Consider the following 26,985-nt stretch of genomic DNA (forward strand, 5'->3'; position numbering starts at 1 on the left):
CTCTCCTCTCAGCTCTGCGCCCCGCGCAGCTTGATTCTGAACGTTCTGATCTCATAAGGCTTCACCTGGAAGCTCAGCTCCTCTGCTTCCTGCCAGTCTCCCAGCGGCTCCTCCATCAGATTGCATTCCTGCCAGGAAGCCATAGAATAGGCGCTATCTACAGTAATCTGCGTCCGGGAACCTGCGTACTCATGCAGGCGCAGCACCACATCCTTGCCGTCCTCCGAACGTTTGATAGCATCCACTGTCACATGCGCACCATCGATATAGAGCAGCGGGTTCCCTTCCAGTTCGCCTGCGACACTGCGCAGCGGGTTATTCAGCTCCCACGCCTCCTGGACCACCCTGCCTTCGACGAAATCACCGGTATGCGGGTACAGGGCATACGTAAATTCATGATGCCCCTGATCCTGCTGCGGATCGGGATGCACCGCCGATTTCAGCAGCGTCAGCCGGAGCACGCTATCCTTGATATCGTAGCCGTATTTGCAGTCATTAAGCAGCGCAATGCCATACCCCTTCTCGCTGATATCCGCCCACTGATGGCCCACCGTTTCGAAGCGGGCGTAATCCCAGCTCGTATTCCAGTGTGTAGGACGCTTCACGTTACCGAACTGAATATCATAGGTAGCCTCCAGCGCATGAATATCCACCGGGAAAGCCACCTTCAGCAGCTGGTTATGTCCGTGCCAATCCAGCTCAGTATGGAAGTCAATCCGCACAGTATCACGGTAGAAGATGATATCCTGGGTAACCGCTGTGCGGTGATAGGTCCAGGTCATACGCAGCACCGCCCGCAGCGGGCCGTTCTCGGTCAGCTCACATCCGGTCAGCTGAGTGATCTCGGTCATCTTTTCCTGGTAGAAAATATCGATATCCCACGCTTCGAAATCCAGCGGCTTATCTTCGAACACCTGTAGTACATTCCCCCGCTGCCCTGGCGCCAGCAGCTCACGGCCGCTCTTGCGGTCGATCATCGAAGTGAAATGCCCCTGCTCATTCCACACCACTTCAACAAGCGGTGTGCTCAGCGTGTTGCCAGATACGGCTGCAAGCGGCGGAATCTGTGCCTCCTGGGTGGCTTCGCCTGCTTGTCCGTGTACTACCTTCAGCACCGCCGTGCCCAGTGCAGGCACAGACGGAACATAGACAAATACTTCCCCGTCTGCCGTCCGCTGCTGCCATAGCCGGTTCCCGTCAGCATCATGAACCTGTGCGGAATCTGCGGCAGCTATAGGAAGCAGCGCATAACGCGGGCGGTTCCAGTTCGAGCTGTTCATCAGAGTAAACCTGCTGTCAGCCTCTTCTTCTTGGGCCACACCGTTAATCAGAGCCAGTGAGCGCGCCTCGCCTTCTGCATATTCAGCATCACTATCCTCGTAGACCTCAGCGATCGACGAGCCGGGGATGATGTCATGGAACTGGTTGCGCAGCAGAATCTCCCAGATCCCGGTCAGTTCAGCCGCAGGATAAGCGGTTTCAAGATTCCCCTGTCTTACACCCGTCAGCGTATGCAGCCACTCGGCATCGCGCAGCAGCAGCTCCAGGCGGCGGTTATATTTCTTGTTGCGGGCTTGTGAGGTGTACGTGCCCCGGTGGCATTCGAAGTACAGCTCACCGTTCCAGGTGTGTACGAACGACTCCGCATTTTCGATCCGTTCATGCAGCCCGGTAAAGTAATCCCCGGCACTTCCCATCTCAATCTTCGGGATGCCCGGAAGCTTGTCGAAGCGCCGCCGAAGCTCCAGCATCTCCCGCGTCGGCCCGCCGCCTCCGTCACCCCAGCCGTATGCAAACATCAGGTGATCGTTGATCTCCTTATCCTGATAGGAATTCCAGATCCCGCGCAGCAGCCCCGCCGTCATCCGGCCGTTATACGTGTACTCTGCCCCATCCTTCTCGGAGGTCGTGATGAAATGCGTCAGCACCTCTGAGCCGTCCATCCCCCGCCACCAGAAGGTGTCATGCGGCATCCGGTTGAACTGGTTCCAGCTGATTTTGGTCGTCATGAACGTGTCGATGCCCGATTTACGGAGAATCTGCGGCAGCGCCCAGCTGTACCCGAAGACATCCGGCAGCCACAGGTACTTGCTCTCTACGCCGAATTGTTCACGGAGATAGCGTTTGCCCAGCATAATCTGGCGGACTAGCGACTCGCCGGACGGGATATTACAATCCGACTCCAGCCACATCGCCCCTTCCGCTTCCCAGCGCCCTTCCTTCACCTTCTCGGTGATCCGCCCGAACAGCTCCGGATAATCCTGCTCCAGATAAGCGTACAGCTGAGGCTGTGTCTGAAGGAACTGGTACTCCGGGAACTCCTCCATCAGCCGCAGTACGGTGGAGAAGGAACGGGCTGTCTTTTCACGGGTATGCTTCAGCCTCCACAGCCAGGCAACATCAATATGGGTATGGCCCACAGCCGTAAGGGTTACGTCAAAAGTCTGCGGCATCGCCTCTATCGCCTGATTCAGACTGGCACCTGCCTGATACAGCGAAGCCGTATGCTCTGACGAACCCGGCTCCGACCAGTCAATCAGACGGAAGGCCTCATTCAGTGCTCTTAACAGCCACTGCTTCTCCGGCTGGTCTCTGCCCAGATAACGGAAGGTATCGAGCGCCGCCTTCGACATGTAGAACAGATCATCTATGCCCTCGTCCAAATAGCCGATGAACGCTTCGCTGAGCCGGTGCTCCTGAATTCTAGGCACTCCGCCGCCCTCAAGTCCCGACCACAGCCGGAAGGCCAGCTCTACCGTCTGTCCGCCCCATTCATCGCCAAAGATTACTTCTCTATGGTTGTTATCTACGCCCTGATAAGGCGATCCGTTCACGAACAGCAGCGATTCGAAGCCGGAGTTATTGAAGTCCCCTGTTTTGCCAAAATCAAATCTGCCGGCAATTTTGAAGCCTGCCTGACTAGGCGGCAGCACGATCTCTGTGCGGAGCCAGATGTAACGGTCCCGCCCGCGCCAATGCTCCTGAAGCCTGATGACGCCATCAAAGGAGACCGACTCCGGGTATACACCGTTAGCCCCTTCCTCATCCTCAGCGAACGCGAACTCTGTAAGCTCCTGGACCTTAAGATATCTATACTTTTCCACTTCAGCCTGGCGTTTGATCAGTTTTTCTTCTGTGAATAACATCCCTATCACTCCCTGTATCCGCTTTCATATGGTCACTATAGCAAACCTTTCACTCCAAAAACTACCCTACTCTTGCTGTATTCCGACCGATTCATTGCATATTTTGCTTTTTTGAGCCTATAATATACAGGTGGAAACGGCTTAGGCTTCTTTAGTAAAACGGCAATGATGAGGAGAGAGGCTATGCTTGACAGCGACCTGTTATACGAACAAGAATATAGCATACGGATCAATACTCCGGCTGATCCGCTCTTTTACTATTTTGACTACGATCAGCGATCTCACGACATCAATATGGAGTTCCAGCACGATCATGACTTTTATGAGATTCATATTCTGCTGGATTCCAGCGCTACTCATATTATTGAAGGTAATGTACATGCCCTGCAGCAGTATGACATTGTTCTGCTTGCTCCGTACCGGCTGCATATGACCCAGTATCCCGCAGGCCCGCCGCATAAGCGGCTAATTATCAACTTCAACCTGCCCAGGAATATACCCGGATTTGAGACCGCTTACAATGCAATGCTGCAACCGTTCGCCGAGGAGGTTCCGATCTACCGGTTCACCGGAGGGCTGCGCAGTGCCGTGTTCGAGCCGCTCAATGCTATTTTCAACTGTTCCCGCAGCGCTTCACCGCTGAATCCGGTACTGATTCACAGTCTGTTCCAGCAGTTCTTATGCAGTCTGTCCCAGCAGAATGACAAGAATGCGTACGTGCTTGAGGAGATCGGCAATGCCATGATGCAAAAAATCTATTCAATCACCGCCCACATTCACAGCCATTACGGCAGCGAGCTGTCCCTGGACTCCATCTCCAAGGAATTCTATATCAGCCCTTATTATTTATCGCACCAGTTCAGAACCGTCACCGGCTTCACCTTGACCGGGTACATCCAGATGACCCGCGTCCGCAAAGCCCAGCAGCTCCTGCTCCATACCCGGTACAAGATCTCCGACATCGCCGGGCAATGCGGCTTCAACAGCTTCTCCCAGTTCAACCGCATCTTCAATAAGCAGAGCGGCATGTCCCCCTCCGCATTCCGCAAGGCGCAGGGGGCATCTGGCGGGGCTTCGTCTTTGAGTTCGTATTGAATTAAATATCGAGGAGGAAAATGGAACATGGAAACGCTAAACTCCAGCAAAGATAACAGCAGCGGTGTCACGTATACAATCAGCACCCAATATGAAACCTATGCAAACTACGCGATTGAAGCCTCGCTTATCACCCATATCGTTAACGGCTTCGCCGAAGATCCGGATGATTTCATCGTCATTGATCCCAGTACGCCGGTAGAGGGAAGTCTGTATATGCAGGCCGCCCCTATCCGCCATACTCCCAGCAGCATCGTCGTTGAATTGCGCCTCGGCTATCCAGACGGGTCCTTCAGGCATTTCTCCCGGGAGATGACTGACAGGGACAGCGTGATCCGTATCCTGCTGGATTATTGGGGCTTGCAGAAGCTGCCTGCTTATTCCACCTGGTCAGATGTGACGGATGAATTAAGCTAGACTTATCCGGGGACCGGATACACAGCAGAGCAGCGCTTCTCCCGTTACAGGAGAAACGCTGCTCTGTTAGCTTCTTGCATGTTGGACAAGTGGAAACGGTACCGTCCTTTTAAAGGATGGTACCGTTTCAGCGAGAAATTTACATTTGAACAGTAACAGGGCTGACTTTTACACCGTAAACTGCACGCGGCTGAGCAGAACCTCACCCCGCAAGACAAGATATACATCTGTGGTCCCTGCATCCACACTCGCTATAGCGGACTGGCTGTGCCACTGCTGAACGCCGCCGGACGGAACTGTAAGGGTAGCCGCCAGCTTGCCGGACGGGCTGCCGGTCCGGACTTCAACCATACCTCCCTGGACGGAGGATATAAGCATCTCGACGCCTGCTGCACCCTCTGCAAAACGGACATTATGGAAGGCGATCCATGCCCCTTCCTTCACCGGATGCACCGCAGCGCCGCCTGCCTTGCATACATCAAGGAAGACGCTATCGTAATCATCGTAATTCTCAGCCTTCACTGGCGTATACAGATCACGCGGCGGAACGGTCTCGCCATGCACCCTGATTGTGGCGGACAGCCGGATATCTCCCGAGGAACGGCCTGCCATTAGCATGTATTCCCCATCCTCCACACAGTACTGTTCGCGGCTGACGTCCCAGAAGGAGAGTTCAGCGGCCGGTAAGGTGAATGTGACCGTCTGCTTCTGTCCCGCAGCCAGCCGGATTTTGTCAAACCTCTTCAATTGCTTCAGCGGACGCCTGATCCGGGTAGACAAGCACTGGACATAGAGTTGGACTACCTCGTCACCGTCTACACTCCCGCTGTTCTGAAGCTCTACATTCAGACTGATCGTACCCTCCTGTGATACTTCCTCCGACGCCAGAGACAGCCTGTTATAGTTCACCTGCGCATAGCTCAGACCGTGACCGAACGGATAGAGCGGTTCACCGTCGAAGTACATGTAGGTTCTCTTGCCCCGGATAATATCGTAGTCCATGAATTCAGGCAGCTGGCTGACGCTGCGGTACCAGGTCATATTCAGCTTGCCTGACGGGCTGTAATCGCCGAACAGGACATCTGCGACGGCATGGCCCAGCTCCTGTCCACTGTGCGAGGTGTACAGCACGGCCGGAATATGCTCGTCGATCCAGGTGGAGGAAATCGGATAGCTGCCGACGATCACCACGACGGTGTTCGGGTTGGCGGCATAGACAGCCTTGACCAGATTCTCCTGCTCTGCGGGCAGTACAATATCCGGCCGGTCAATCTCCTCCTTGCCGTTCAAGAGCGGATGGTTACCGACGAAGACAACGGCAACCTCAGCGGCCCGGGCCGCTTCCACTGCTGCTTCTACTCCGTTCACGACAACTTTCTTATGGAATTGGGCTGCTTCGGCAGACGTTTCTTCTTCAGCAACGTGAATGGTTCCGTCCTCCGCACTGATAACAAGCGGCTGATTGTTCCAGGTCCGCAAGCTGACTGCATCTTCCCCCTCCGGCACCAGATTCAGCGATTCCTTCACATACCAGCCATAGATTTCATCAGCGGAAGCGGTCAGTGTGCCGACATCTGTCAGGGTAACATATTGTCCCCTGCTGGCGGATTCAAGGGTATGAGCGGTCCAGCCCCACGCCGTATGGCGGAACATCTCTCCCCGCTCCGGCTGATCATGCAGCACTGCGAGCCGTCCGTCCTCACCTGTAAACCCCACCGCTTGTCCGCTGGCAGCGGAGGTCAGAATGATCCGGTCATCCCCGCTCTCGAAGGTGACCTGCTTGCCTGACAGCTTCTTGGTGATTCCCTGCATAGGGGTCACCGCATACGGCAGCGTACCGGAATACCAGTCTCTGAATGCTTCGTCCCCCAGCGTGCCGATCACAGCCACCTTGGAGAGCGCGGCTGCATTCAGCGGAAGGGCTGCGTTATCGTTCTTCAGCAGCACGATGGATTCCTTCGCGGCTTCGAGTGACAGCTCGCCATGCGCTTTGCTGAGAATGGCTGAGTCGTCTATCATCGTATACGGATTACCTTCCTCCGGGTCGAACTCACCGAGCCGGAAGCGGACGCGGAAGGTGTTCGCCAGCGCGCGGTCCAGATCCTCCTCCGTCAGCAGCCCTTCACGGAGCGCCTCGTGAATAACCTTAATAGTCTCCTCTGTCTCTTCAGTTACACTGTCTATGCCGTTCTTGATCGACTCCGCCATAGATTGGGCGAAGGAATCATAATACTTATGATCCTTCACAATCCCGAACAGGTCTCCGGCATCGCTCACAATGAAGCCGTCCATCTCCCATTCGCCCTTCACAATCTCCATCACCGCCGGATGGAGGATCACCGGCACGCCGTTCACCGAATTGTAGGCGGTCATCATGGATTGTGCGCCGCCTTCCTTGAAGGCAGGCTTGAACGCTTCCAGATAATATTCGCGCATATTGCGCGGGTCAATGCTGGACGAAGCCACGCCCCGGTCAATCTCATTGTTGTTCCCGAGGAAATGCTTCAGGGTTGCGACCGCTTTCAGATACACCGGGTGATCGCCTTGAATTCCTTGAACAAGCGCTGTACTCAATCGGCCTGTCAGCTCAGGGTCTTCCCCGTAGGCTTCCTCTGTTCTCCCCCAGCGCGGGTCCCGCTCCATATCCACAGTCGGTGCCCACAGGGTCAAGCCGTTAATGGTGGGATTCTTACGGTAAAAGGCTCTGGCCTCATCGCCGATCGCCGAGCCGATTCTTTGCAGCAGCGCCGGGTTCCAGGTGCAGGCAAGGCCGCTTGGCTGCGGGTATGAGGTGGCTTTGCCGAGCCAGGAAATCCCGTGCGCTCCCTCCGTTCCATGCTTGTAACCGCCTACACCCAGCCGTTCAATGGCAGCCTGATATTGCGGCATCAGACTGACCTTCTCCGCCAGCGTCAGCCGGGAGAGCAGATCCTGAACACGTTCATCTAATGGCAATTCCATTTGTCTAAAAGGATACATAGCAGCGTCCATATATAATCTCTCCTTCATTCTTCATGATAACGGTTTCATCTCCAGCCAAACCGAACGTCCGCACAGCCCGGCTGTCCTATCCTCCTCCATCTTAGAAGATTCTCCCGGACAATAACACCTGAACAATTGGCCCAAAAATCAGTTCATTATTAGGGATTCCGTATGGTAAAGATACTAATCAGACACATCATATGCTATTGACGTTATACTATAATTATATCAAAGATAAGACTACAAGCGATGCTGAAAGGAAGTCCTCACACTCTATGCTCAAAAGAACCTATGCTCTGCTCCTCATTCCAACCTACCCTATATTCCTGCTCTGCATGCTGTTCCAGGGAATGGCCATCTCTATCAGCGCTCCATTCCTGGCGGTCTACTTCACAGAAGAACTCGGTGTCAGTGCCGGAACCTTCGGAATATTTACAGCGGTGACGCTGCTTAGCGGAGTAGCCTTAAGCATGTTCATTGCCAAACGCTCCGACGCCGGGCTGAACCGCCGCAGGCTGATGGTGATCTGTATGATGTTCAACGCCGTTGCTTTTGCCGGATACATATTCATCCATGACTTCTACCCGCTGCTGGCTTATATGACCATATTCACCGCATTAGGCGCCCCGGCGATGCCGCAATTATTCGCCAGTGCCAGAGAAGCTGTGAGCGCCAGCAGCTCTCCTGATCATGCCTTGGCTAACTCGGCTCTGCGCTCGATGTTCTCCCTTGGCTTCATCAGCGGTCCGCTGGTAGGAGCCGCACTCCTGAGCCGCTTCGGATTTCAGGGGATCTTCTCATCGACCACTCTGATCTTCCTGCTCAATGCCCTTCTGGTGTTCAGCTTCGTACGTCCTCCAGCCGCTAAGCAGCAGGTCCACAGACGTATCCAGCAGCCGTCCGGGCTGCAACGCAGCTCCAGGGTACTGGTTCCTTTTCTCATCCTGACCCTGCTCTATACCGGACACTGGGCCAATAGTCTGAATATCTCCTTGTTCATTGTCAATACGCTTGGAGGTACTACACAGAATGTAGCTTCGGTGGCCAGTATCTGTGCGTTAATGGAAATTCCGTTCATGCTGGTGCTGGGGCTGCTGTCAGCCAAATACGATAGCAAGGTGCTGCTGGGCTGGGGAATGGCAATGGGGGGAATCTATTATGCGCTGGTGATCGGAGTAGGTGAGCTGTGGCAGCTCATCGCCGGACAGGTGCTGCTGGCTTTTTTTGTCGCTGTGATCTCTGCCATTGGCATCAGCTATATTCAGGATCTGCTGCCGGACCTTCCCGGCTATGCCTCCACGCTGTATACCAATGCTACAACCATCGGCAGACTGGCCGGAAGCCTGGCGGGAGGAGCCGCAGCCCAGTGGTTAGGATACCGCCATTCCTACCTGCTCTGCGTAGTTCTGGTAGTCTGCTCACTGGGATTGCTGCTCTGGCCCCGCCGCTCTCCGGACGAGAAAATCACCACACCACTTGCCTCTTAACAGGTGAAGTGCTGGAGATGTCCAGCTAGATATCCATATCCTCACCCGTGTAATCCACGAATCTGAAATGGCCGGCCGGCTCGGCTCTCTGCCCGATCAGGTCCAGAATGCCTTCGGCGCTGGTGCGCGGGTGAAGCGGTGCCTTAGCTCCGCCCATATCGGTAGGCATCCAGCCGGGATGGACGCTGAGCACATGGATGCCGCGGTCCTTCAGCGTGACATGGAGCTTCTGCGTGAACATATTGAGCGCGGTCTTGGAGATCGTATACGGATAGCTGCCCGGGTAAGCATTGGTGATACTGCCTGCCTCTGATGAGATATTGATGATTGAAGCATCCGGACCGGTCAGCAGCGGCAGGAGGTGCTTAACCACCCGCATCGGCCCGTACAGATTGATATCCATGGCACGCTGCATCTCTTCCATATCCAGCGCTTCAAGTGCGGTGTCCGTGGCATTCAGCACTGCGGCATTATTGATGATGACGCCGAGTGTCCGGGCCTGCTCTGTCAGGCTGGCAGCAAGCGCTGCTATTCCGGCCTCGTCCGTCACATCAAGCGTCACAAGAGTAAGCTTATCCCCGTATACTGCCGCCAGATCAGCTAATGCTGCCTGCCCGCGCGTCAGATCCCGCACCCCGGCAATAACAGCATGTCCACGCTCCAGCGCAGCTGCCGCCAATTCAAGGCCCAGTCCGCGTCCCGCCCCTGTAATTAGAATATTCATTGTATTGTTCCTCCTGTCGTAATTCTATTTGTATTGATGACTTTTATTATTCGGTATTGTTAAACCATACCCAACCCATGAAAGGGCTGTCAAGTTTACCGCCAGGACGCCCGCCCAAAAATAAAGAGAATGTCTTCACGACACTCTCCCGCTGCTATGTCTCATTCCCTTAGCCCCTCAGTGCGCGATATAAGCCTCAACTTTATAGCCTGGCCCGCTGCTGGTTAATGTGGCGTTATAGTAGCCCATATTCCCGCCGGGCTTGCATTTGTAGTCCCCGGAGCAGCCGGTGACGAAGAATTTGGTCTTGGTGTACCCCGGATAGATGTTGTTCAGCTTCCGGTAGAATTTGTGCCCGTGATGAGTGAAGATCGCCAGCACCTTCTCTCTGGCTTTTGCCGGAATGGCCGTGAAGAACTTGGAGGTCTCGGCCGCGCTGAGCACATGGCTGGAATCCACCGTAATGCCCTGCACCCGCAGCGGCCAATGGAAATCAATAATATAGAAATACCTGTCATCCAGATTACGCAGCAGATTGAGGCTGGCCGGCGTGAATTGCCCCAGTGCGCAATCCAGCCATACATATCTCACCTTGCCCTGCGTTCCCGGGAAATTCATCTGTCCGGCCACCGCCCCTAAATACTGGGTGAACAACGACCGTGTGCTGGCCTCCCAATTCCCGATCGACGCCTTGTAAGGGATGCTTCCCAGCGTACTGGTAACGGTGTCCTTGAATTCCTTATAGTACGTCCCGGCGTTATTCCCGTGATCCGCCCCCGCCTGGGTGTTATCTCCCCCGAAGATGATAAACCGTTTGTTCCCGCTGCCCACTGCCTTAGGCAAAAGACTCTTAAAGATGCTCAAGCTGTTCCCATATCCCACGTGACTGTCACCAAACACCGCAAATTCAACTGTCTGCACCTTGATTCTGCGCTTCACTCCGGGTACAGCCTGCCGCTTGGCGCGAAGCCCCCGCTTCCGTGCCGGTCTTGCCCGTCTCTTCATCTCGCACCACCCCACCTCATCAAAATAGCTTCAGAATACATAGTAGTCTCTACTATTTATATGCGGGAGGAATTGGCTGCTCTTGGACCTGTGGAGCCTTCCTGATCTGCCTCCGGCAATCAATTCGCCCGTAGCGAAGTGATCTGCTTGGCCAGATACTGCGGCGTATACGGCATATCCTCCCGAAGCCAGGCGATGATGGTACCAATGAGGGCCGCCGAGCCATACCACACAGCAATGTCCTTCTGTACCGTTACTTCAGAAGCGTCATGCGCGCTAACCCTGCTCTCCACCCGTGCAGAAATAATGTCTGCCATCAGTTTAAACAGCCGGTCGGTAAATATCGTGCTCTTCCGCGACGTAAGTACGATTTTGTAGAATTTGGCGTTCTCTGCAATATGCACAAGCAGGTGCTCCAGCATCGGCCACTTCTCTTGCTGTGCGGCTTCCATAAAGTCCGGATCCTCTCTCACCACTTCCAGAACCTCCTCAGCCATATCATCCGCCATTTTCTCCAGCATATCCGGGATATCCCGGTAATGCAGATAGAAGGTCACACGGTTAATTTGGGCCCGCTGCGCCAGACGGTTGACGGTGATTTTCTCAATGCTCATCTCTTCCATCAGGTCAATCAGAGCCTCTTTCAGGAACTGGCGTGTACGAAGGACACGCGGATCTGTCCGCTCGGCGGAATTAGTCATTGCTATGCTCTCCAATCTGCTGCTGCCCAAGTGCAGGCTACAATTTCACTCGAAAGTGTCGTTTTTTTACTACATACACTACACATGTCCTCTAAGTGTAAACTAATTTACATTTTCCCGAAAATCGTTGCTTGATTACATGATATTTTCATCTATAATCTACTTTATACATCGTAAACTATACGACACATTGTAAATTTAGTCCATGATTTGGCGGTTTGAAAGGATGAAGAATAGTGAGTAACAAGACAGCAAGCAAAGAAGCCCAATCCATTTCCAAGGGACCTATTCTTTTCGTAATGATTCTGGGTGCCTTTCTGGCTACACTAAATCAGACCATCATGAGCGTGGCTACACCGGAGCTGATGCATGACTTCAATATTACGGCGGCCACGGCCCAGTGGCTCACTACCGGCTATATGCTGGTTAACGGTGTGCTGATTCCCATTACGGCCTATCTGATGCAGCGCTTCACTACACGGGAGCTTTTCCAGGCCTCGATGTTTATTTTCTTTGCGGGTACCCTTGTATCGGCGCTCGCGGGAAGCTTCCCGGTGCTGCTTACCGGACGTATGATTCAGGCTGCCGGTGCCGGCATTATCATGCCGCTGCTCACCCAGGTTATTTTGACCCTCTTCCCGCGTGAGAAAAGAGGCGCCGCCATGGGGATGGTCGGGCTGGCCATTATCTTCGCCCCGGCCATCGGCCCTACGCTGGCCGGATATATTATGGAGCGTTATTCTTGGGAGATGATGTTCTACGGCATGCTTCCGCTCACCGTTATGGTCATCGTATGCGGTTTTATTTATCTGAGAAATGTGGCCGAGCGTTCTTTTCCCAAAATCGATATCACCAGCGTAATCCTGTCCACCATCGGATTCGGCACCCTGCTCTACGGCTTCAGCCGGGCAGCCAGTGCTGGCTGGTCCAGCGCAGAGGTGCTATTGTCGCTGGCCGCCGGCGCCGTGTCGCTAGGATTATTCATATGGAAGCAGCTCACCTCCGTGAGCCCGCTGCTGGATCTGCGGGCCTTCCAATACAATATGTTCTCCTTGACCACCGTCATCAGTGTGGCGGTTACGATTGTGATGTATGCGGATATGATGCTGCTGCCGCTCTATCTGCAGAATGCCCGCGGCTTCACCGCTATGGAATCCGGCCTGCTGCTGCTGCCCGGCGCGGTGATTATGGGGGCGCTGATGCCGGTCACCGGCAAGCTGTTCGACCGCTTCGGAGCGAAATGGCTCGCCATTATCGGCCTGACGATCACGATTCTGACTACACTCAGCTTCGTGAATCTTACAGACTCGACAAGCTACGGTTATTTGATGCTGATGTCCACCGGCCGCCGGATCGGAATGGCCTTGCTGCTGATGCCTATTCAGACCCTCGGGCTGAATCAGCTGCCCTCCAGGCTGAATTCACATGGTACAGCGATCTCCAATACCGTAAGGCAGGTTGCCGGCGCAGTAGGCACTTCTCTGCTCGTCACCGTGATGACCAGCCGTACCGCCACTCACTTCCAGGAACTCACAGCCAGCGGCGGAGCTGCCGGCGAGACTCAGCAGCATATGGTCATGGAGGCTTCCATCCAGGGCATCAACGATTCCTATCTGGTTATTGTGGGCATCGGAATAATCGGGCTGATCCTCTCCTTCTTCATTAAGCAGGTGGGGCAGGCCAAAGAACCGGGTGTGAAGCAGAAGATTGTTGTCGCTGAGGAAGTCTAAGGAGAGCACCTGATGCTGTGCTGTTTCAGAGGCTGCAGACAGAAGAAGACCCGCGGAGCGCACTCCACGGGTCTTCTTCTGCACCCTCGCATATACGTAGCGCTTATAGTACAATGATATCCTGACTGCATATTATTAAGAAGAGTAAGAGGTGCCCGAATGGCTATTAATTTCACAAGACCGGTGCTGGATCGTTTAAACCAGGAGATCGCAGAGATGGAAGCCGGTATTACAGAGCTGCAGAAGAAGACCCGCAAGACCAAGCTCAAGATCAACCAGCTGGAAAAAGACTGCACGCTAAGCTCATCCCCAAGCTCCCTCAGCAGTAAAATGAGCCGCATTACCAAGCTGCAGGCCGAACTCAAAAAAATCTCCCAGCAGCAGCTAGAGCTGTCCAAGGAGATTAACAAAAAGAAAACCTTACGCGCCCAGCTGCCATCTGCGGAGTAATCCCAGACTGCTGTTCCGGCTGCTTCCAATGCAAGCGGCTGCCGCTATCTTGAGAGGCTTAGCCGGACACGCATCCAGATTAACAAATAAATTACGCATAAGAACATCCAAAAGCCATTAGCGAATATACTCTGCTCCAGAACTACGGACAAAAGGATATGGTATGCGCAAGTGAATATCAGCAGTGATACTAACGCTACCGTCATCGTTCTGCCGGATACCTGCTTCGGTAGACTGATTTTGGAAAGAAAATAAGCAGCGGCTACCGCTACAGTGATCGATAATACGATTCTCAGCGTCTGATTCTCCAGCACATCGTGCAAGGTAATGATAGCCGCCAGCATAAGAAAACCTGCAACGACCTGCAACTTGCCTCTGGTCTTCATTTAATCCCTCCTGGATACATGATTAAATCTCTATTTCCTGTTATTTTATCCCACAATATCCCTATATGTCTGTGATCTATGGCAATTTATCATGCGGAAATTAAATGCAGAAAGAACCAAAGGAACGGATTCCCTTGGTTCTTTGTTATTTCGTCATTTCATTATTTCAATCTGGTTGATCTGAACTACGGCTGGTTATTCACTGCGCAGGGCAGTCACCGGGTCCTTCTTCGCCGCCATTTTGGCCGGAATAGCTCCTCCCAGCATAGTCAGCAGGACGCTAATGACACCAAGAACGAGCGCGTGGAGCGGATTCAGCTGGGCCACATTTTTCAGCTCCGTCAGGTTGTAGAGGACTGCATTGACCGGGATGGTCAGCAGATAAGTGATGCCGATACCCAGAATTCCCGAGCATGCCCCGATAATGAAGGTCTCGGCATTGAACACCCGCGTGATATCCTTCTTACGGGCACCCAGTGCACGCAGTACGCCGATCTCCTTCGTACGTTCCATTACGGAGATATAAGTAATGATCGCAATCATGATCAGGGAGACCACCAGGGAAATCGCCGCAAAAGCAACCAGCACCATCGTAATCCCGTCCATAATTCCGCCGGAAATATTCGTCACAATCGCCGCAAGATCGGTGTACTGCACCTGATCCTCCGCCGCTTTGCCTTCATTCCACTTATCGAGATAAGCCGTTACAGATTCCTTGGCGCTGAAATCAATCGGATACAGCGAGACTGCGCTTGGAATATCCGTGGCCCCCAGCGCTGCAAGGGCATTCTCCTTCGTCATGGACGACATGTTGGCTGCCGCTGCCATACCGGCGTTCACGAGCGGCATCTCGCCCATTCCGGTACTGGAGCCCCCGCCTGCGATCCCCTCCGACAGGGCTTGCCCCGTCAATACATTGATATCTGATTTCTCTTGTGCGAGTACAATTTCCGACTTCTGTGCATCTGCAATGAAGGAAGCCGCCAGCTCATCGGAGTAGACCAGGCCGGGCGACAGCGTTGAGATTGTCGACCCCTCCTGTGCGCGCAGCACACCGACAATATTAAGTGTTACTGCCTTGGGGCTGTTGTAGAGGTCATTCAGATTTCCTCCGGTTGCATTGACTACAAACTGTTCACCATTTTGCTTATAATAATCATTGTTCATGACCAGCTTGAGCGGAGTTCCGACCAGATCACTCAGATTGATACTCTTTGCTTCATAATCCAGTCCAAGCGCATTCACTGCTCCATCGGTCAGACGGTTGTACTGATCCACGATCAGCACAAGATCCGTCTTCTCTGTCGGGAATTTCCCCTCCAGCAGATCATAGTATTGCTCCAGATAGCTGCCCGAGGCACTGCCCTGTTTGCTTGGATACGGTGCTACTGTGATCTTGCTTTTATCCAGAACCGACGCCTTGTCCCCATTCTTCACCAGCCAGTTCATATTCACGGTACGGGTGTAAGAGACGCCGTCAATCAGCTTGGGATCGATTCCGTCAAGGTACTCGATATACTCCTTGGTCAGCACGTTCGTGTGGATGGCTGAATTCACCGTAGGGTCGTATGGATACAGCTTTTTCTCAGCCGGATAGGAGGGGAGCTCCGTTGTTTCCTGCCCTGGAGGACCTGCATTCTGCAAATTCATTGCCGTCTGGTTGATGGAGATCGGGAAGTTGGATAAGGCCCCGGTTTCATAGGAGCTGATCTGTTTGTCGAAGCCATTGGACAGGGACAGGATCAGGGCAATACCGATAATTCCGATACTGGAGGCAAAAGCGGTCAACCCCGTGCGCCATTTCTTGGTGGCAATGTTTTTGCCGGATAATTTGAGGGCTGTGAAAAAGCTCATGCTTGTCTGCTTCAGCTTATAAGCACTTGAGGTCTTCTGTGTAGGCAGCGGATTGCTGTCCGAGATCGCATGACCATCCGAGAAGCGGATCACGCGGTCTGCATAGTTCTCTGCCAGCTCAGGGTTATGGGTAACCATGATGACGAGCTTATCCTCGGCAATCGACTTGATCAGCTCCATGATCTGCTCACTGGTCTCTGAATCCAGAGCTCCGGTAGGCTCATCGGCCAGGATAATATCCGGATTGTTCGCGAGCGCACGGGCAATCGCCACACGCTGCATCTGTCCGCCTGAGAGCTGGTTCGGCTTTTTGTGCACATGATCCTTAAGTCCGACCTTCTCCAGTACCTCCAGCGCCTTGCGGTGCTTCTCGGCTGAAGATACCCCGCTGAGTGTCATCCCCATCTCCACGTTGTCCGTGATGCTTAAGTGCGAGATCAGATTATAGCTCTGAAAAATAAAGCCGACACTGTTATTGCGGTACGCATCCCACTCGCTGTCCTTGAAGCGCTCCGTCGATTGGCCGTTAATGATCAGCTCTCCGCTGTCATACTGATCCAGTCCGCCGACGATATTAAGCAGCGTGGTCTTGCCTGAGCCGCTCTGGCCCAGAATCGCAACGAACTCACTTTCTCTGAAATTGAGATTTACTTTATCCAGTGCAACTTGAGTGAATTCGCCGGTCTTATAGCTCTTGGTAATGTTTTTTAATTGAAGCATTGTCCAGTCTCCCTTTCCATTCCTATACTCTTATTCTCTGTAAGTGCGACGCATTTCCTGTCCTGCTGTTCCCCAGTATAATCGTCCAATATAAACTAAACCTAAACTCCCGGTTGAGATTAAGTTGATCTTAATGAGGTATACTTAAAAAAAACCACAGAACATCTATACAGGCTATACGTTCTATAACATGGAACCGTTCCAGGAGGAGAACCTATGTTTACTATTCTTGTAGTGGAGGATGACGCCAAGCTGCGGCAGCTCTTCTGTACTGTACTGACCAGACACGGCTACCGCACGGTTCCGGCTGTGAATGGCGAGGATGCGCTGGCGATGCTGGATAAGGAATACATCGATCTGATGATCTGCGATATTATGATGCCCGTGATGGACGGCTTCGAGCTGACACGGATGATCCGGGACAACAACAGTCAGCTTCCGGTCCTGATGGTGACGGCGCGGGAGAATTTTGCCGATAAGCAGCAGGGCTTCCTCGTTGGCATTGATGATTATATGGTCAAGCCGGTCAATGTGAATGAGATGCTCCTGCGTGTCGGGGCGCTGCTGCGCCGGGCCAAAATCATCAGTGAACGCAAAATCGAATGGGCAGAAACGGTGCTGGACTATGATACGTTAACCGTGATTCAGGGGCCAGAGCGCATCGTGCTGCCGCAGAAGGAATTCTATCTCCTCTATAAAATGATCTCTTATCCGAATAAAATTTTCACCAAGCAGCAGCTCATGGATGAAATCTGGGGGATGGACTCCGAGTCGGATGAGCACACGGTGGTGGTTCACATTAACCGGCTGCGTGAGCGTTTCAGGGACAATCCGGATTTTGAAATCGTCACGGTCAGAGGGCTTGGCTATAAGGCGGTGAAGCAGGGATGATTCGGAGAAGAGACAGGGGGCTATGGTGGTATTTCGTCTCAATGGTGTTCGTGATCATTCTATTCTTTGTCTTCATCCTGGGAATCACAGCCTTCTTGTATTACCGGCTGGGCAATCATACCAGGGAGCACGGCAATCCGTTTCCGCCTGTTCTCACGATGATGCTGTTCAGCCTGGTCGTCGGGACCACGATCACTATCCTGGTAGGCAAGAAGATCCTGGCCCCGATTACAGACTTCAGCAAGGCAGCCAAAGAGATTGCAGACGGCAACTTCAATATCTATCTGAATGAGTCCCACCGGATTAATGAGATCAGTGAGGTGGCACATCATTTCAACCTTATGGTTCAGGAGCTACGCAGCATCGAGACCCTCCGCAATGACTTCGTCGTGAATGTGTCTCACGAATTCAAGACGCCCATTGCCGCAATCGAAGGATACGCCATGCTGCTGCAGGAAGAGAATCTGAGCAAGGAGGAGCATAACGAATACACCGGAATGATCATTGAGAGCTCACGGCAGCTCTCCAATCTGTCCGGTAACATCCTCAAGATATCCAAGCTGGAGAACCAGGAGATGCTCTCCGAGCTGGCCGAATATCCGCTGGACGAGCAGCTCCGCCAGGCCCTGCTGCTGCTGGAATCCCTCTGGTCCGCCAAGCAGCTGAATCTGGATATAGAGCTGGATGAGCAGCGGTATTATGGCAACGAGGAGCTGATGATGCAGGTGTGGCTTAATGTGCTCGGCAATGCGATCAAGTTCACGCCGGAGGGCGGAACGATCTCGGTCGCGCTCCACTCGGACGGGGCCTGGATCTCGGTGGTCATCGCGGACACCGGCATCGGCATGACCCCGAAGGTGCGCAAGCACATCTTCGAGAAGTTCTACCAGGGCGACCCCGCCCGCGCCGCCGGGGGCAATGGCCTCGGCCTGCCGCTCGCCGCGCGCATCATCAGCCTGAGCAAAGGCACCATTGAGGTGCGCAGCGAGCCGGGCCAGGGCTCGGCGTTCACGATCAAGCTGCCGGGAGGCGGGGCTTGAGGGGAAGGCGGCCGGGGGGCGGGGCTGACCGAATGGCCGCCGGGGGGCGCGGCTTGAGGGGTTGGGCGTGCGCCCTTTTGTGGCCGCTTGCGGGGGATCAGAGGGATTTATCCCTCTTATTTCCTCCCCACGCCCACTTTTGGCGGGATCAGAGGGATTTATCCCTCCCATTTCCTCTCCGCGCCCACTTTCGGCGAAATCAGAGGGATTTATCCCTCCCATTTCCTCCCCACGCCCACTTTTGGCGGGATCAGAGGGATTTATCCCTCTCATTTCCTCCCCACGCCCACTTTCGGCGGGATCAGAGGGATTTATCCCTCTCGTTTACTCCCCGCGCCCACTTTCGGCGGGATCAGAGGGATTTATCCCTCCTATTTCCTCCCCACGCCCACTTTTGGCGGGATCAGAGGGATTTATCCCTCTCGTTTACTCCCCACGTCCACTTGCGGGGGGATCAGAGGGATTTATCCCTCTCGTTTACTCCCCACGCCCACTTGCGGCGGGATCAGAGGGATTTATCCCTCTCGTTTACTCCTCACGCCCACTTTTGGCGGGATCAGACTTTACTATCTACCATATCTCATTATCCATAATAGATGGAACAAGCTCATACCGGCAGATTCTATTACTTCCTTGTAACAAGACAGGCGCAAGCTTGCCTTTGTCACACAAACTATTCAAGTTTTTCTTCACCGTTCGCGGATCAATACCAAGCCCCTTCACCACATCCACCGGCCGGATCATGCCATTCATCCGGCTCGCCATCCGCAGCATGTCGCGCTCTATCCTTTTATACTGGCATCCGCCCTCAGCCCTCTGTTTCAACAAACATGGGGTTAGCAAAGCTTTCAGCAGGGAGATGGTCTGCTCCGGTGCAGACTCCAGATCATCGTACGGGATGGCGATGACGCGGTATCCGGCAATCTGCAGATACATCTCCCGGTTCAGCTCCTGGCGATAGCGGGTCCGGTCCGTGTTCTGAACATGCGGCCCATATCCTTTGATCTCAATAGCGAACTTAACCTGTCCCGGCTTCCACACAAAATCCACAAAATACGGCCTGCCCCGCCAGTCTGCTACCTCGTACTCCGGATGAAGATCATCCAACTTCCCGAAAATCGGCCACCATACCCGCTCCACAAACATTTGCTCCCCATGCCGATGGCCCCGGTCCAGCCGGTCCAGACGTTCCCCAGTTCTGCGTTTCTTATGATACTCCAGCCATCTCTGATGCTCTTCAGCAAATCCCATTTCTCTCTTCCTCCTCTATAAAATCAGCTCTCCCCCCGCAAATTGGGCTTGATCATCCCACCAGTCTCCACTCACTTCCGGGGGCGTCAGAACCTAAAGTTACGGGCATATTCGCGCACAAAAAATCCCGCACCCAATCAATCAAGGCGCGGGATGTGCTTCATCCGTTTTACAAATTATAGTATCGCCACACTGCAACCGTCAATAACATCCTTCACCGGAAGATCAACTTCGCTTCATGCGTACCTCTCACTTCGAAAATGTACCTCACACTGCGAAAATGGCGGGGCCAATGTCCGCATGAGGCCGGGGTTTGAGCGGAACGAAGTTTGATCAAGCACACATTCAGCCATAGCAATAGCTCAAGCCGGGCCAGAATGTGAGCAGCATAACCAGCAGCTACACTCCTGCCACAACCCTACTTCCCCTCCGCCCAGCACATCCGCTCTGCTCTTACGGCTTCGCCGGACTCTATGGCCTTCTCGATCATCTTGCCGAGGTATACATCCTGCGAAGCTTCCTCCAGCCCGTAGAAGCTAGGGCCGCCAGCGGCATAGAGGGCCATCTTGTCCAGACAGGACGCAATGGCGAGCTCGTCATCGTACAGCCGAGCCGGGGCGAAGGGGTTGTTATACAGCCATTGCTCTCCGCAAATAATTCCCTGGAGGTAATAGCCTTCGGCATTCTCCTGTTCTCCACGGTTGATGCGCTTCAGCTCCATTTGCAGAGGCACCAGATTCTCCTGCTGGATCAGCACCCGGTTGTCGAAGATCTCCCCGCGTTCTCCGCGCACGCTAAGATGATTCGAGCGCGTCCAGGAGCGGTGCTGGTCCTTGGTGAAATCGTAAATGCCTAAGCAGTCTCCGAAATCCAGCCAGGCCAGTTCCCTGTGCAGCGGAATCAGCTTGTCTTCAGCCGGAGGGCCGCTGCGGGTTGGGCCGCCGACCCAGCTGGAGTCGAACCGCATCCCCCGGATGACCGCCTCCTCGAACCCAATGCCAAGCATCCTGCGCATCAGGGCTGCCCCATGATACAGATGGGATACCGAGACCGTCGTCTCCGTGATTCTGCCTAGCCTGCCAGAGCGGATCAATGACAGCCGTGCTTCTTGAACCGGATGGTACGGGTATTGCTCTGCAACCTGTATCCAAGCCCCGTGCACGGTTAGCTCCTTGTGCAGCTGCTCCAGCTCTTCCAGACTGGAGGCAGGCGGCGTCTCTGTAAGTGCCGGAAGGCCAATCTCGGCCAGCCGGTACAAATAGTTCATTGCCGCCCCGCCGCTGACGGAGACTACTGCGAAATCCGGGTCCTCACTGCGCAGCAGCTCGTCAAGGGAGCGGTATGTCTGAACACCCCACGCCGCTTCTATCTCCTGTCCCTGGGCCCGGTCCCTGACTACAAGGCCGCCGATCCGGAACAGGTCCGGCAAGGCCCGGGCAATTCGTAAATAATACTGTGCGCGGAATCCCCCTCCGCCGATAATGCTGAAGTTAACGGGCATACCCCTGTCCTCCTTGATGACTCATTGATGTTGATGCAGCTCAGCCGCAAGTCCCTGCTCCGTCATCGCGGCTTCTATCATCATACTTGTCTCTAGCGGATTATATGTGTCATCATTTGATCAGCTCCGTGGGATTCATCCCGGTGATCTTCTTGAATAGCGTGCTGAAATAAGGAATGTTCTTGTAGCCAACCCGCTCCGCCACTTCATAGACCAGCATATTGCGTTCCATGAGCAGCTCCCTGGCCTTCTCAATCCGTACCCGGGTCAGATAGTTGTTGAAGGTCTCCCCGGTAATGTTCTTGAAAATAATCGACAAATGATTCCGGGAGATGAACACTTTATCCGACAGATCAGCCAGCGTAAGCTCCTCGGCATAATGCTCATGAATGTAGTTCGTCATGAAATCAACGACCTGCCGGTGCTTGCTGCTGCCTTTCCATTGGCGGCTGGCACAGATGGCTGTGATTTTGGCGGACAACCAGCCTGCCAGCTGGTCGGGTATGGCCAGGTTGCCGATCTCCTGGGCAATCTGGTCATTGGTGAACAGATCATCAAGCACGAATCCGGACTCATACAGGGAGTAGGTGATAATGCCCCATAGCTCGCTGCCGAGCATCTGTACGTAGCTGGCGGAGACCCCTTGCTCCGCTTGCAGCTCGGTAATGTATCCGTATACAAGCTGCTGCGCCTCCGCCTCCTGTGAAGCCTTCATCGCGGCGGCCAGCTTGTAGGAGAACTTCACCGGGAAGAGCACCCCGCGGTCCTGCCCGCTGCTGTGGCTCTCCCGGTAGCAGTACACCTCATAGGCCGGACTGATCCGTAAGGCTCCGTGATCCATAGCGCGGAACGCCTCCTCCGTCGATTCTGGAATCTTCGTCCAGGTATCCTTCAGTCCTCCAATCCCTATACGGACTACCAGCCTGAGATACGAGTGGATGCTGTCGACCAGCCGGGTCCCCAGCTCCTCCAGCTGCTGCGTGCATTCTGCCTCAGGATGAATAATCAGCAAGGCCCGGTAGCTGTTCAGCTCGGTGTATTCCATATTAGCGTAATGCTTGCGCGTAACCTCACAGGCAATGTTACTGACTGCGAAGCGCAGCAGATTCCAGTCGGAGACCGAGAAGGAGCTGGCCCGGTCATCACGGATCAGCTCGATCCCGATGCTTGCATGCCTGCCTTCCAGCCAGTAATGATACGAGGGCGGAAGATGGGAATTGTTCCGGTACGAAGGCTCCAGGGTGCCGACCGCAGCGGACCGGACCCATTCCTTCTCGACAAAAGGCTCATACAGCATCATTTTCAGCTCCAGCTCGCCTTGTCTGATCACCTTCTCCTGCTCTCTGAGCAGCTCTGCAATAACCTTGTGAAGGATCGTTCTAAGCGTAGGCAGGCTGATCGGCTTGGAGACATAGTCACTGACCTGAAGCCGAAGGGCTTGTCTGGCATGCTCGAAGTCTGAATAACCGCTCAGAATAATGATTTTGCCCTTGAAGCCCTCGTTCCTTAATTGCTCCATCATCTCCAGGCCGCTCATTACCGGCATATAGATATCCGTGATTACAATGTCCGGGCTGGTTGCCCGGATCATCGCCAGACCATCTTCCCCGTTCAGCGCCTCACCGGCCCATTCCGCCCCCAGCTCCTCCCATGGAATCGCCCGTTTCATCCCTTGAAGTACCTGGCGCTCATCGTCAATAATAGCGATCTTCCACATCATGTCTGCCTCCTTAAGCTTCTCTGGCCCGCAGCATCCTTATCAGCCTTCCTTCGCAGCGAGAGAAGCAGTCAGTATCTGTGCCGGAGCCTCTGTGAGCAGCGGCAGAACAATCTCTACCCGGGTCCCTCCCTCTTCACGTTCCTGCAGCGTAATCCCGTAGTCTTTTCCGAAATATCCGGCAATCCGCTCTCTCACATTCCGTATGCCATAGCCGCCGGTATGCCGCCTGTGCGGCCGCGCCTCCGGCTGCTTCAGGCCTGCCCCGTTATCATCAATTATAATCTGCAGCGTCTCCTCTACCTTAGTTAAGGAGATCGACACATGGCCGCTGCGCTGCTTATTGAAGCCGTGTACAATGGAATTCTCCACGAACGGCTGCAGGGTGAGCTTGGGAAGATAAGCCTCCTGAAGCCCCGGTTCCACCTCGATGGTGTACTCCAGACCGTCGCCCCAGCGGAGCTGCTGGATTTCGAGATAACACTGGATGTGCTGCAATTCCTCCGATACCATGATGAAGCTCGCCCCGTTGGATAAGCCGATCCTGAACATCTGACCCATCAGCTCCAGAATCCGGCTCAGCTCATCCTGCCCCGCCTCAATGGCCATCCAGTTAAGCTGGTCCAGCATATTGTAGAGAAAATGGGGATTGATATTGGCCTGCAAGGCCTCAATCTCCGCTTTGCGCTGCTGCTCATACCGCCGCTCCAGCGACAGGTACAGCTCCTCGATACGCTCGGTCTGCTTGCGGTAGCCGGAGAATAAATAACCGAATTCATTCTCGTAGTCGCTTGGCAGCTCCTCCTTGTGCCCGCCGACTGAATATATTCTCATAGCGCTTACAAGCTGCTTAATCGGCTTGGAGAATTGCCTGCTCAGATAATGCGTCAATAGCAGGACCAGCAGAATCGCTCCAATCCCGATCAGCCCGATCCATTCCGCCAGTTCCAGACTGCTTGCCGTAATCTGCTTCCAGGAGGTGAACTCAATCAGCGTCCAGATGGAATTATCCATTCTGGAGTAGACCAGCAGCGTATTGCCGGTATCCTTATCGCCGGGAATGTGGACATAGCCGGATTTGTTGCTCTTGAGGTCGATCCATTTCGACCACTCGCTCTGCTCCAGCGTCTCCCCGATGCTCAGAATCTGCTTGCCGGCGCTGTCCGCCATGATCCGGTTCGACCCGGAGGAGTTGCCGGTCAGCAGCGCACGGATTTCCCTGGCTTTAATATGAACGACAAGCACACCGAGATAGTCGTTCTCGTTCATGATTTTCCGGGCGAAGCTAAGCACCGGAATGTCTCCCTGCACACTGGGAATGGAATGTTCCCCCGACCAGGCGAAATCGCTTTTCACCAGATTCCTGGCCCAGGACTGCTTATCCAGATCGCGAATATTCCGGAATTGGATATAGCTCTGGCCGTCGCTCGGCATCGGCTCATCCATATACAGGTCAATCCCCTGAATCAACGGAATGGCATAGGTCAAATTGCCAAGCGCACTCTCAACGCTTACACGCTTGCGGTACCGTTCGAAATCATCCTGCCTGTTCAGCAGAAAAGTCGTCAGCTCGTTGTCCCGTGAGGTGGACAGTGAGATCTGCTCAATCATATCGAGCCGGGTGGTAATCTCATTGTTCAACTCATCCAGCAGCCGCTGCTGATAATGGGAGGTGGTCTGTACAAGGGCCTTGGAGGAATTGCTGTAGCTGGTCCAAGCCGTTACCGCTATCACCAGAATAATTATAATGGCAAAGCTGTGAAAAAACAGACGGTCGATCCTGTACTTTTTAAAAGGATTGGTCAAGTGATCCCCTTCCTTCGCCTCCGGCTCACACGAAATAAACGGTAAAGCGTCGAATAAGGCTCAGGCGCTTTACCGTTATCGGACGGATGTTTTTTAAAAATATAAGAATTTATATGTTGCACACCATAACTTATCCTTCTATTTCTCGCTGAAACGGTACCGCCCTTTAAAAGGACGGCAAAGTCGTTTCCACTTGCATCTTATCCCTTTATGCCTGTTGTCGCAATCCCGTCCACGAAATACTTTTGCAGGAAGGTGAACACAAGCGTTGCCGGAACAATAGAGACAAGCGACATGGCCAGAAGCTGGCCCCACTCGGCTGCAGACTGGGAGTCATTAATCATACGCAGCGCAAGGCCCACCGTGTATTTGTCTACCGTGTTGATGTACAGGAGGTGTCCCAGGAAGTCATCCCAGTTCCACAGGAAGCAGAAGATCGTCACCGTAACGACCGCCGGGAAGGCCAGCGGCATGACCACTCTCCAGAAAATTCCGAACCAGGAGCAGCCGTCGATTTTGGCCGATTCGTCCAGCTCCTTGGGCACACCGCGGATGAACTGGATCAGCAGGAAGACGAAGAAGCTTCCGCCGGCCCCGCCCGCCAGCAGATGGGGAACGACAAACGGCAAATACGTGTTCACCCAGCCCAGCTGATGGAACAAGGCGTACTGGGGAATGATCAGCACCTGGCCCGGCATCATCAGCGTCAGCATCAGAATCGAGAACCAGAATTTCTTCAGCGGAAAATCCAGCCGGGCGAACCCGAAGGCAACCAGCGTACAGGATAACAGCGTTGCGATCAGCACCATAATTTCCAGCCAGAAGGTGTTGAGGTAGAAATCAGTGAACGTATGTCCGGGAACTGAGTTCCAGCCTTTGGTGAAGTTCTCCCACTGCGGGACGGACGGGAAGATTCCCGGTGAACTCAGCTCGGTGCTGTCCTTCAGCGAGGCTCCGATCCACCAGACAATCGGATAGACCATGATGAAGCTGAAGAGAATCATGAACACATGCCGGAATGCAGGCTTCCAATTCAGAGTTGTCATTTGCGTTTTTTCCCTCCAGTGTCAGTCTCATAGAATACCCAGTACTTCGAGGTGTAGGAGATCAGCAGCGTTGCAGCGACGATCGCGACCAGCATAATCCAGGCCAGTGCAGAAGCGTAGCCCAGCTCGTACCGGCTGAAGGCCCGTTCATACAAATACATGGCATATACATATGTAGCGTTCATCGGACCGCCATTCGTAATCACGAAGGCCGAGGTGAACATCTGGAAGGCGTTGATCACGGCCATGATCAGGTTGAAGTATAGAATCGGCGACAGCATAGGCAGTGTAATGCGGAAGAATTGAATGAACCTGTTCGCCCCGTCTACCGAGGAAGCTTCATACAAGTCATTGGGAATCTGCTTCAACCCTGCCAGGAAAATAACCATGGTGGAGCCGAATTGCCAGACGGTCAGCAGAATCAGTGTGCTAAGCGCGGTGTCGGGATTGGTAATCCAGCTTTTGCCCTCGATGCCGAAGACAGCAATCAGCTTGTTGAAAATCCCGTCTACCCCGAAGATGTTGCGCCAGAGCAGCGATACCCCGATACTGCCTCCGATTAGAGAAGGGAAATAGATCGCTGTGCGGTAGACGCTGATCCCTCTGACCGCTCTGCTGAGTATCATGGCCACGAGCAGGGCCGCAATCAGCTTAAGGGGCACGGAGGCCAGCACATACATGACTGTGACTTTGGCGGATTGAATGAATTTGGGGTCTGCGGTGAAAATCCGTTCGTAATTGCGGGACCCGATCCATTTCATCGGCTGCATCAGGGTGTAGTCGGTAAACGAATAGTACAGGGATAAGAACAACGGATACGCCGTCAGTACCAGGAACCCGATCAGCCAGGGCGAAATAAACAAATAGCCTGCAAGCGGAGCGTTCCACCGGCTTTTGAAATAGGAGCTTTTTTTCGGCGCTGGCGAGGCTTGGGCTAAAGTGGTTGTGGAGCGGTTCATCTGTGGTCACCTCTTGTGGTCAATTTGTATAGCTTAAGTATAGTATTGGCCCACACTCCGGCTAAAGGAGGGCAATG

The 26,985-nt window shown here is 53.9% G+C and carries 20 protein-coding genes; 7 read left to right on the top strand and 13 right to left on the bottom strand.

Going from position 1 to position 26,985, the window contains the following annotated elements; all coding sequences use genetic code 11:
* Positions 1–8 precede the first annotated feature (8 nt).
* Positions 9–3,146 carry an alpha-mannosidase gene (locus MKY96_RS20895; protein ID WP_340942927.1) on the bottom strand — a complete coding sequence of 1,046 codons (3,138 nt, stop codon included), beginning with the start codon at positions 3,144–3,146 and terminating at the stop codon, positions 9–11.
* 183 nt (positions 3,147–3,329) lie between these two features.
* Between MKY96_RS20895 and MKY96_RS20900 the strand changes: the two genes are divergently transcribed.
* Positions 3,330–4,241, top strand: coding sequence for a helix-turn-helix transcriptional regulator (locus tag MKY96_RS20900; RefSeq protein ID WP_340942929.1), 912 nt, complete (start codon positions 3,330–3,332; stop codon positions 4,239–4,241).
* Positions 4,242–4,268: 27 nt separating this feature from the next.
* Complete coding sequence (locus MKY96_RS20905; RefSeq protein WP_340942932.1) at positions 4,269–4,658, top strand: hypothetical protein; 390 nt, start codon at positions 4,269–4,271, stop codon at positions 4,656–4,658.
* A 168-nt stretch (positions 4,659–4,826) separates the two neighbouring features.
* Here MKY96_RS20905 and MKY96_RS20910 read toward each other — a convergent pair whose 3' ends face one another.
* Positions 4,827–7,667, bottom strand: coding sequence for a glycoside hydrolase family 3 C-terminal domain-containing protein (locus MKY96_RS20910; protein WP_340942934.1), 2,841 nt, complete (start codon positions 7,665–7,667; stop codon positions 4,827–4,829).
* 248 nt (positions 7,668–7,915) lie between these two features.
* Between MKY96_RS20910 and MKY96_RS20915 the strand changes: the two genes are divergently transcribed.
* Positions 7,916–9,127 carry a sugar efflux transporter gene (locus MKY96_RS20915; protein WP_340942936.1) on the top strand — a complete coding sequence of 404 codons (1,212 nt, stop codon included), beginning with the start codon at positions 7,916–7,918 and terminating at the stop codon, positions 9,125–9,127.
* A 25-nt stretch (positions 9,128–9,152) separates the two neighbouring features.
* Here MKY96_RS20915 and MKY96_RS20920 read toward each other — a convergent pair whose 3' ends face one another.
* The 3 genes from MKY96_RS20920 to MKY96_RS20930 form a co-directional block, all read right to left on the bottom strand.
* Positions 9,153–9,851, bottom strand: coding sequence for an SDR family NAD(P)-dependent oxidoreductase (locus MKY96_RS20920; protein WP_340942938.1), 699 nt, complete (start codon positions 9,849–9,851; stop codon positions 9,153–9,155).
* A 177-nt stretch (positions 9,852–10,028) separates the two neighbouring features.
* Positions 10,029–10,856, bottom strand: a complete 828-nt coding sequence (locus tag MKY96_RS20925) for a metallophosphoesterase family protein (protein WP_340942939.1) — start codon at positions 10,854–10,856, stop codon at positions 10,029–10,031.
* 119 nt (positions 10,857–10,975) lie between these two features.
* Entirely contained in the window at positions 10,976–11,557 is a 582-nt protein-coding gene (locus tag MKY96_RS20930; RefSeq protein ID WP_340942941.1) for a TetR/AcrR family transcriptional regulator, read from the bottom strand.
* Between the two features lie 299 nt (positions 11,558–11,856).
* Between MKY96_RS20930 and MKY96_RS20935 the strand changes: the two genes are divergently transcribed.
* Together MKY96_RS20935 and MKY96_RS20940 are read left to right on the top strand one after the other, a co-directional pair.
* Complete coding sequence (locus MKY96_RS20935; protein WP_340944679.1) at positions 11,857–13,287, top strand: DHA2 family efflux MFS transporter permease subunit; 1,431 nt, start codon at positions 11,857–11,859, stop codon at positions 13,285–13,287.
* Positions 13,288–13,446: 159 nt separating this feature from the next.
* On the top strand, positions 13,447–13,737 hold the full coding sequence (locus MKY96_RS20940; RefSeq protein WP_340942942.1) for a hypothetical protein: 291 nt from the start codon (positions 13,447–13,449) through the stop codon (positions 13,735–13,737).
* Between the two features lie 44 nt (positions 13,738–13,781).
* Here MKY96_RS20940 and MKY96_RS20945 read toward each other — a convergent pair whose 3' ends face one another.
* Positions 13,782–14,123, bottom strand: a complete 342-nt coding sequence (locus tag MKY96_RS20945; protein ID WP_340942943.1) for a hypothetical protein — start codon at positions 14,121–14,123, stop codon at positions 13,782–13,784.
* A 195-nt stretch (positions 14,124–14,318) separates the two neighbouring features.
* A complete protein-coding gene (locus tag MKY96_RS20950; RefSeq protein ID WP_340942946.1) occupies positions 14,319–16,697 on the bottom strand; it encodes an ABC transporter ATP-binding protein/permease in 2,379 nt (792 codons plus the stop codon).
* Between the two features lie 216 nt (positions 16,698–16,913).
* On the opposite strand from MKY96_RS20950, the gene MKY96_RS20955 reads away from it, so the two are divergent.
* Together MKY96_RS20955 and MKY96_RS20960 are read left to right on the top strand one after the other, a co-directional pair.
* On the top strand, positions 16,914–17,588 hold the full coding sequence (locus MKY96_RS20955; protein WP_076076479.1) for a response regulator transcription factor: 675 nt from the start codon (positions 16,914–16,916) through the stop codon (positions 17,586–17,588).
* Positions 17,585–18,628: a HAMP domain-containing sensor histidine kinase gene (locus MKY96_RS20960; protein WP_340942949.1), complete on the top strand. Its 1,044-nt coding sequence runs from the start codon at positions 17,585–17,587 to the stop codon at positions 18,626–18,628. Before MKY96_RS20955 ends, MKY96_RS20960 begins: the two co-directional genes overlap by 4 nt.
* Before the next feature lie 570 nt (positions 18,629–19,198).
* On the opposite strand, the gene MKY96_RS20965 is transcribed toward MKY96_RS20960, so the two are convergent.
* The 6 genes from MKY96_RS20965 to MKY96_RS20990 form a co-directional block, all read right to left on the bottom strand.
* Positions 19,199–19,879: an RAP domain-containing protein gene (locus MKY96_RS20965; protein ID WP_340942951.1), complete on the bottom strand. Its 681-nt coding sequence runs from the start codon at positions 19,877–19,879 to the stop codon at positions 19,199–19,201.
* A gap of 418 nt (positions 19,880–20,297) precedes the next feature.
* On the bottom strand, positions 20,298–21,380 hold the full coding sequence (locus MKY96_RS20970) for a Gfo/Idh/MocA family protein (RefSeq protein WP_340942954.1): 1,083 nt from the start codon (positions 21,378–21,380) through the stop codon (positions 20,298–20,300).
* A 112-nt stretch (positions 21,381–21,492) separates the two neighbouring features.
* Complete coding sequence (locus MKY96_RS20975; protein WP_340944681.1) at positions 21,493–23,097, bottom strand: response regulator transcription factor; 1,605 nt, start codon at positions 23,095–23,097, stop codon at positions 21,493–21,495.
* Between the two features lie 42 nt (positions 23,098–23,139).
* Complete coding sequence (locus MKY96_RS20980; RefSeq protein WP_340942955.1) at positions 23,140–24,903, bottom strand: sensor histidine kinase; 1,764 nt, start codon at positions 24,901–24,903, stop codon at positions 23,140–23,142.
* Positions 24,904–25,103: 200 nt separating this feature from the next.
* Entirely contained in the window at positions 25,104–25,949 is an 846-nt protein-coding gene (locus tag MKY96_RS20985) for a carbohydrate ABC transporter permease (protein WP_340942957.1), read from the bottom strand.
* On the bottom strand, positions 25,946–26,908 hold the full coding sequence (locus MKY96_RS20990; protein ID WP_340942958.1) for a carbohydrate ABC transporter permease: 963 nt from the start codon (positions 26,906–26,908) through the stop codon (positions 25,946–25,948). The genes MKY96_RS20985 and MKY96_RS20990 overlap by 4 nt, the downstream gene beginning before the upstream one ends.
* Between the last annotated feature and the right edge of the window lie 77 nt (positions 26,909–26,985).

This window comes from Paenibacillus sp. FSL R7-0302 (genome assembly GCF_038006885.1).
Lineage (GTDB): Bacteria > Bacillota > Bacilli > Paenibacillales > Paenibacillaceae > Paenibacillus_AQ.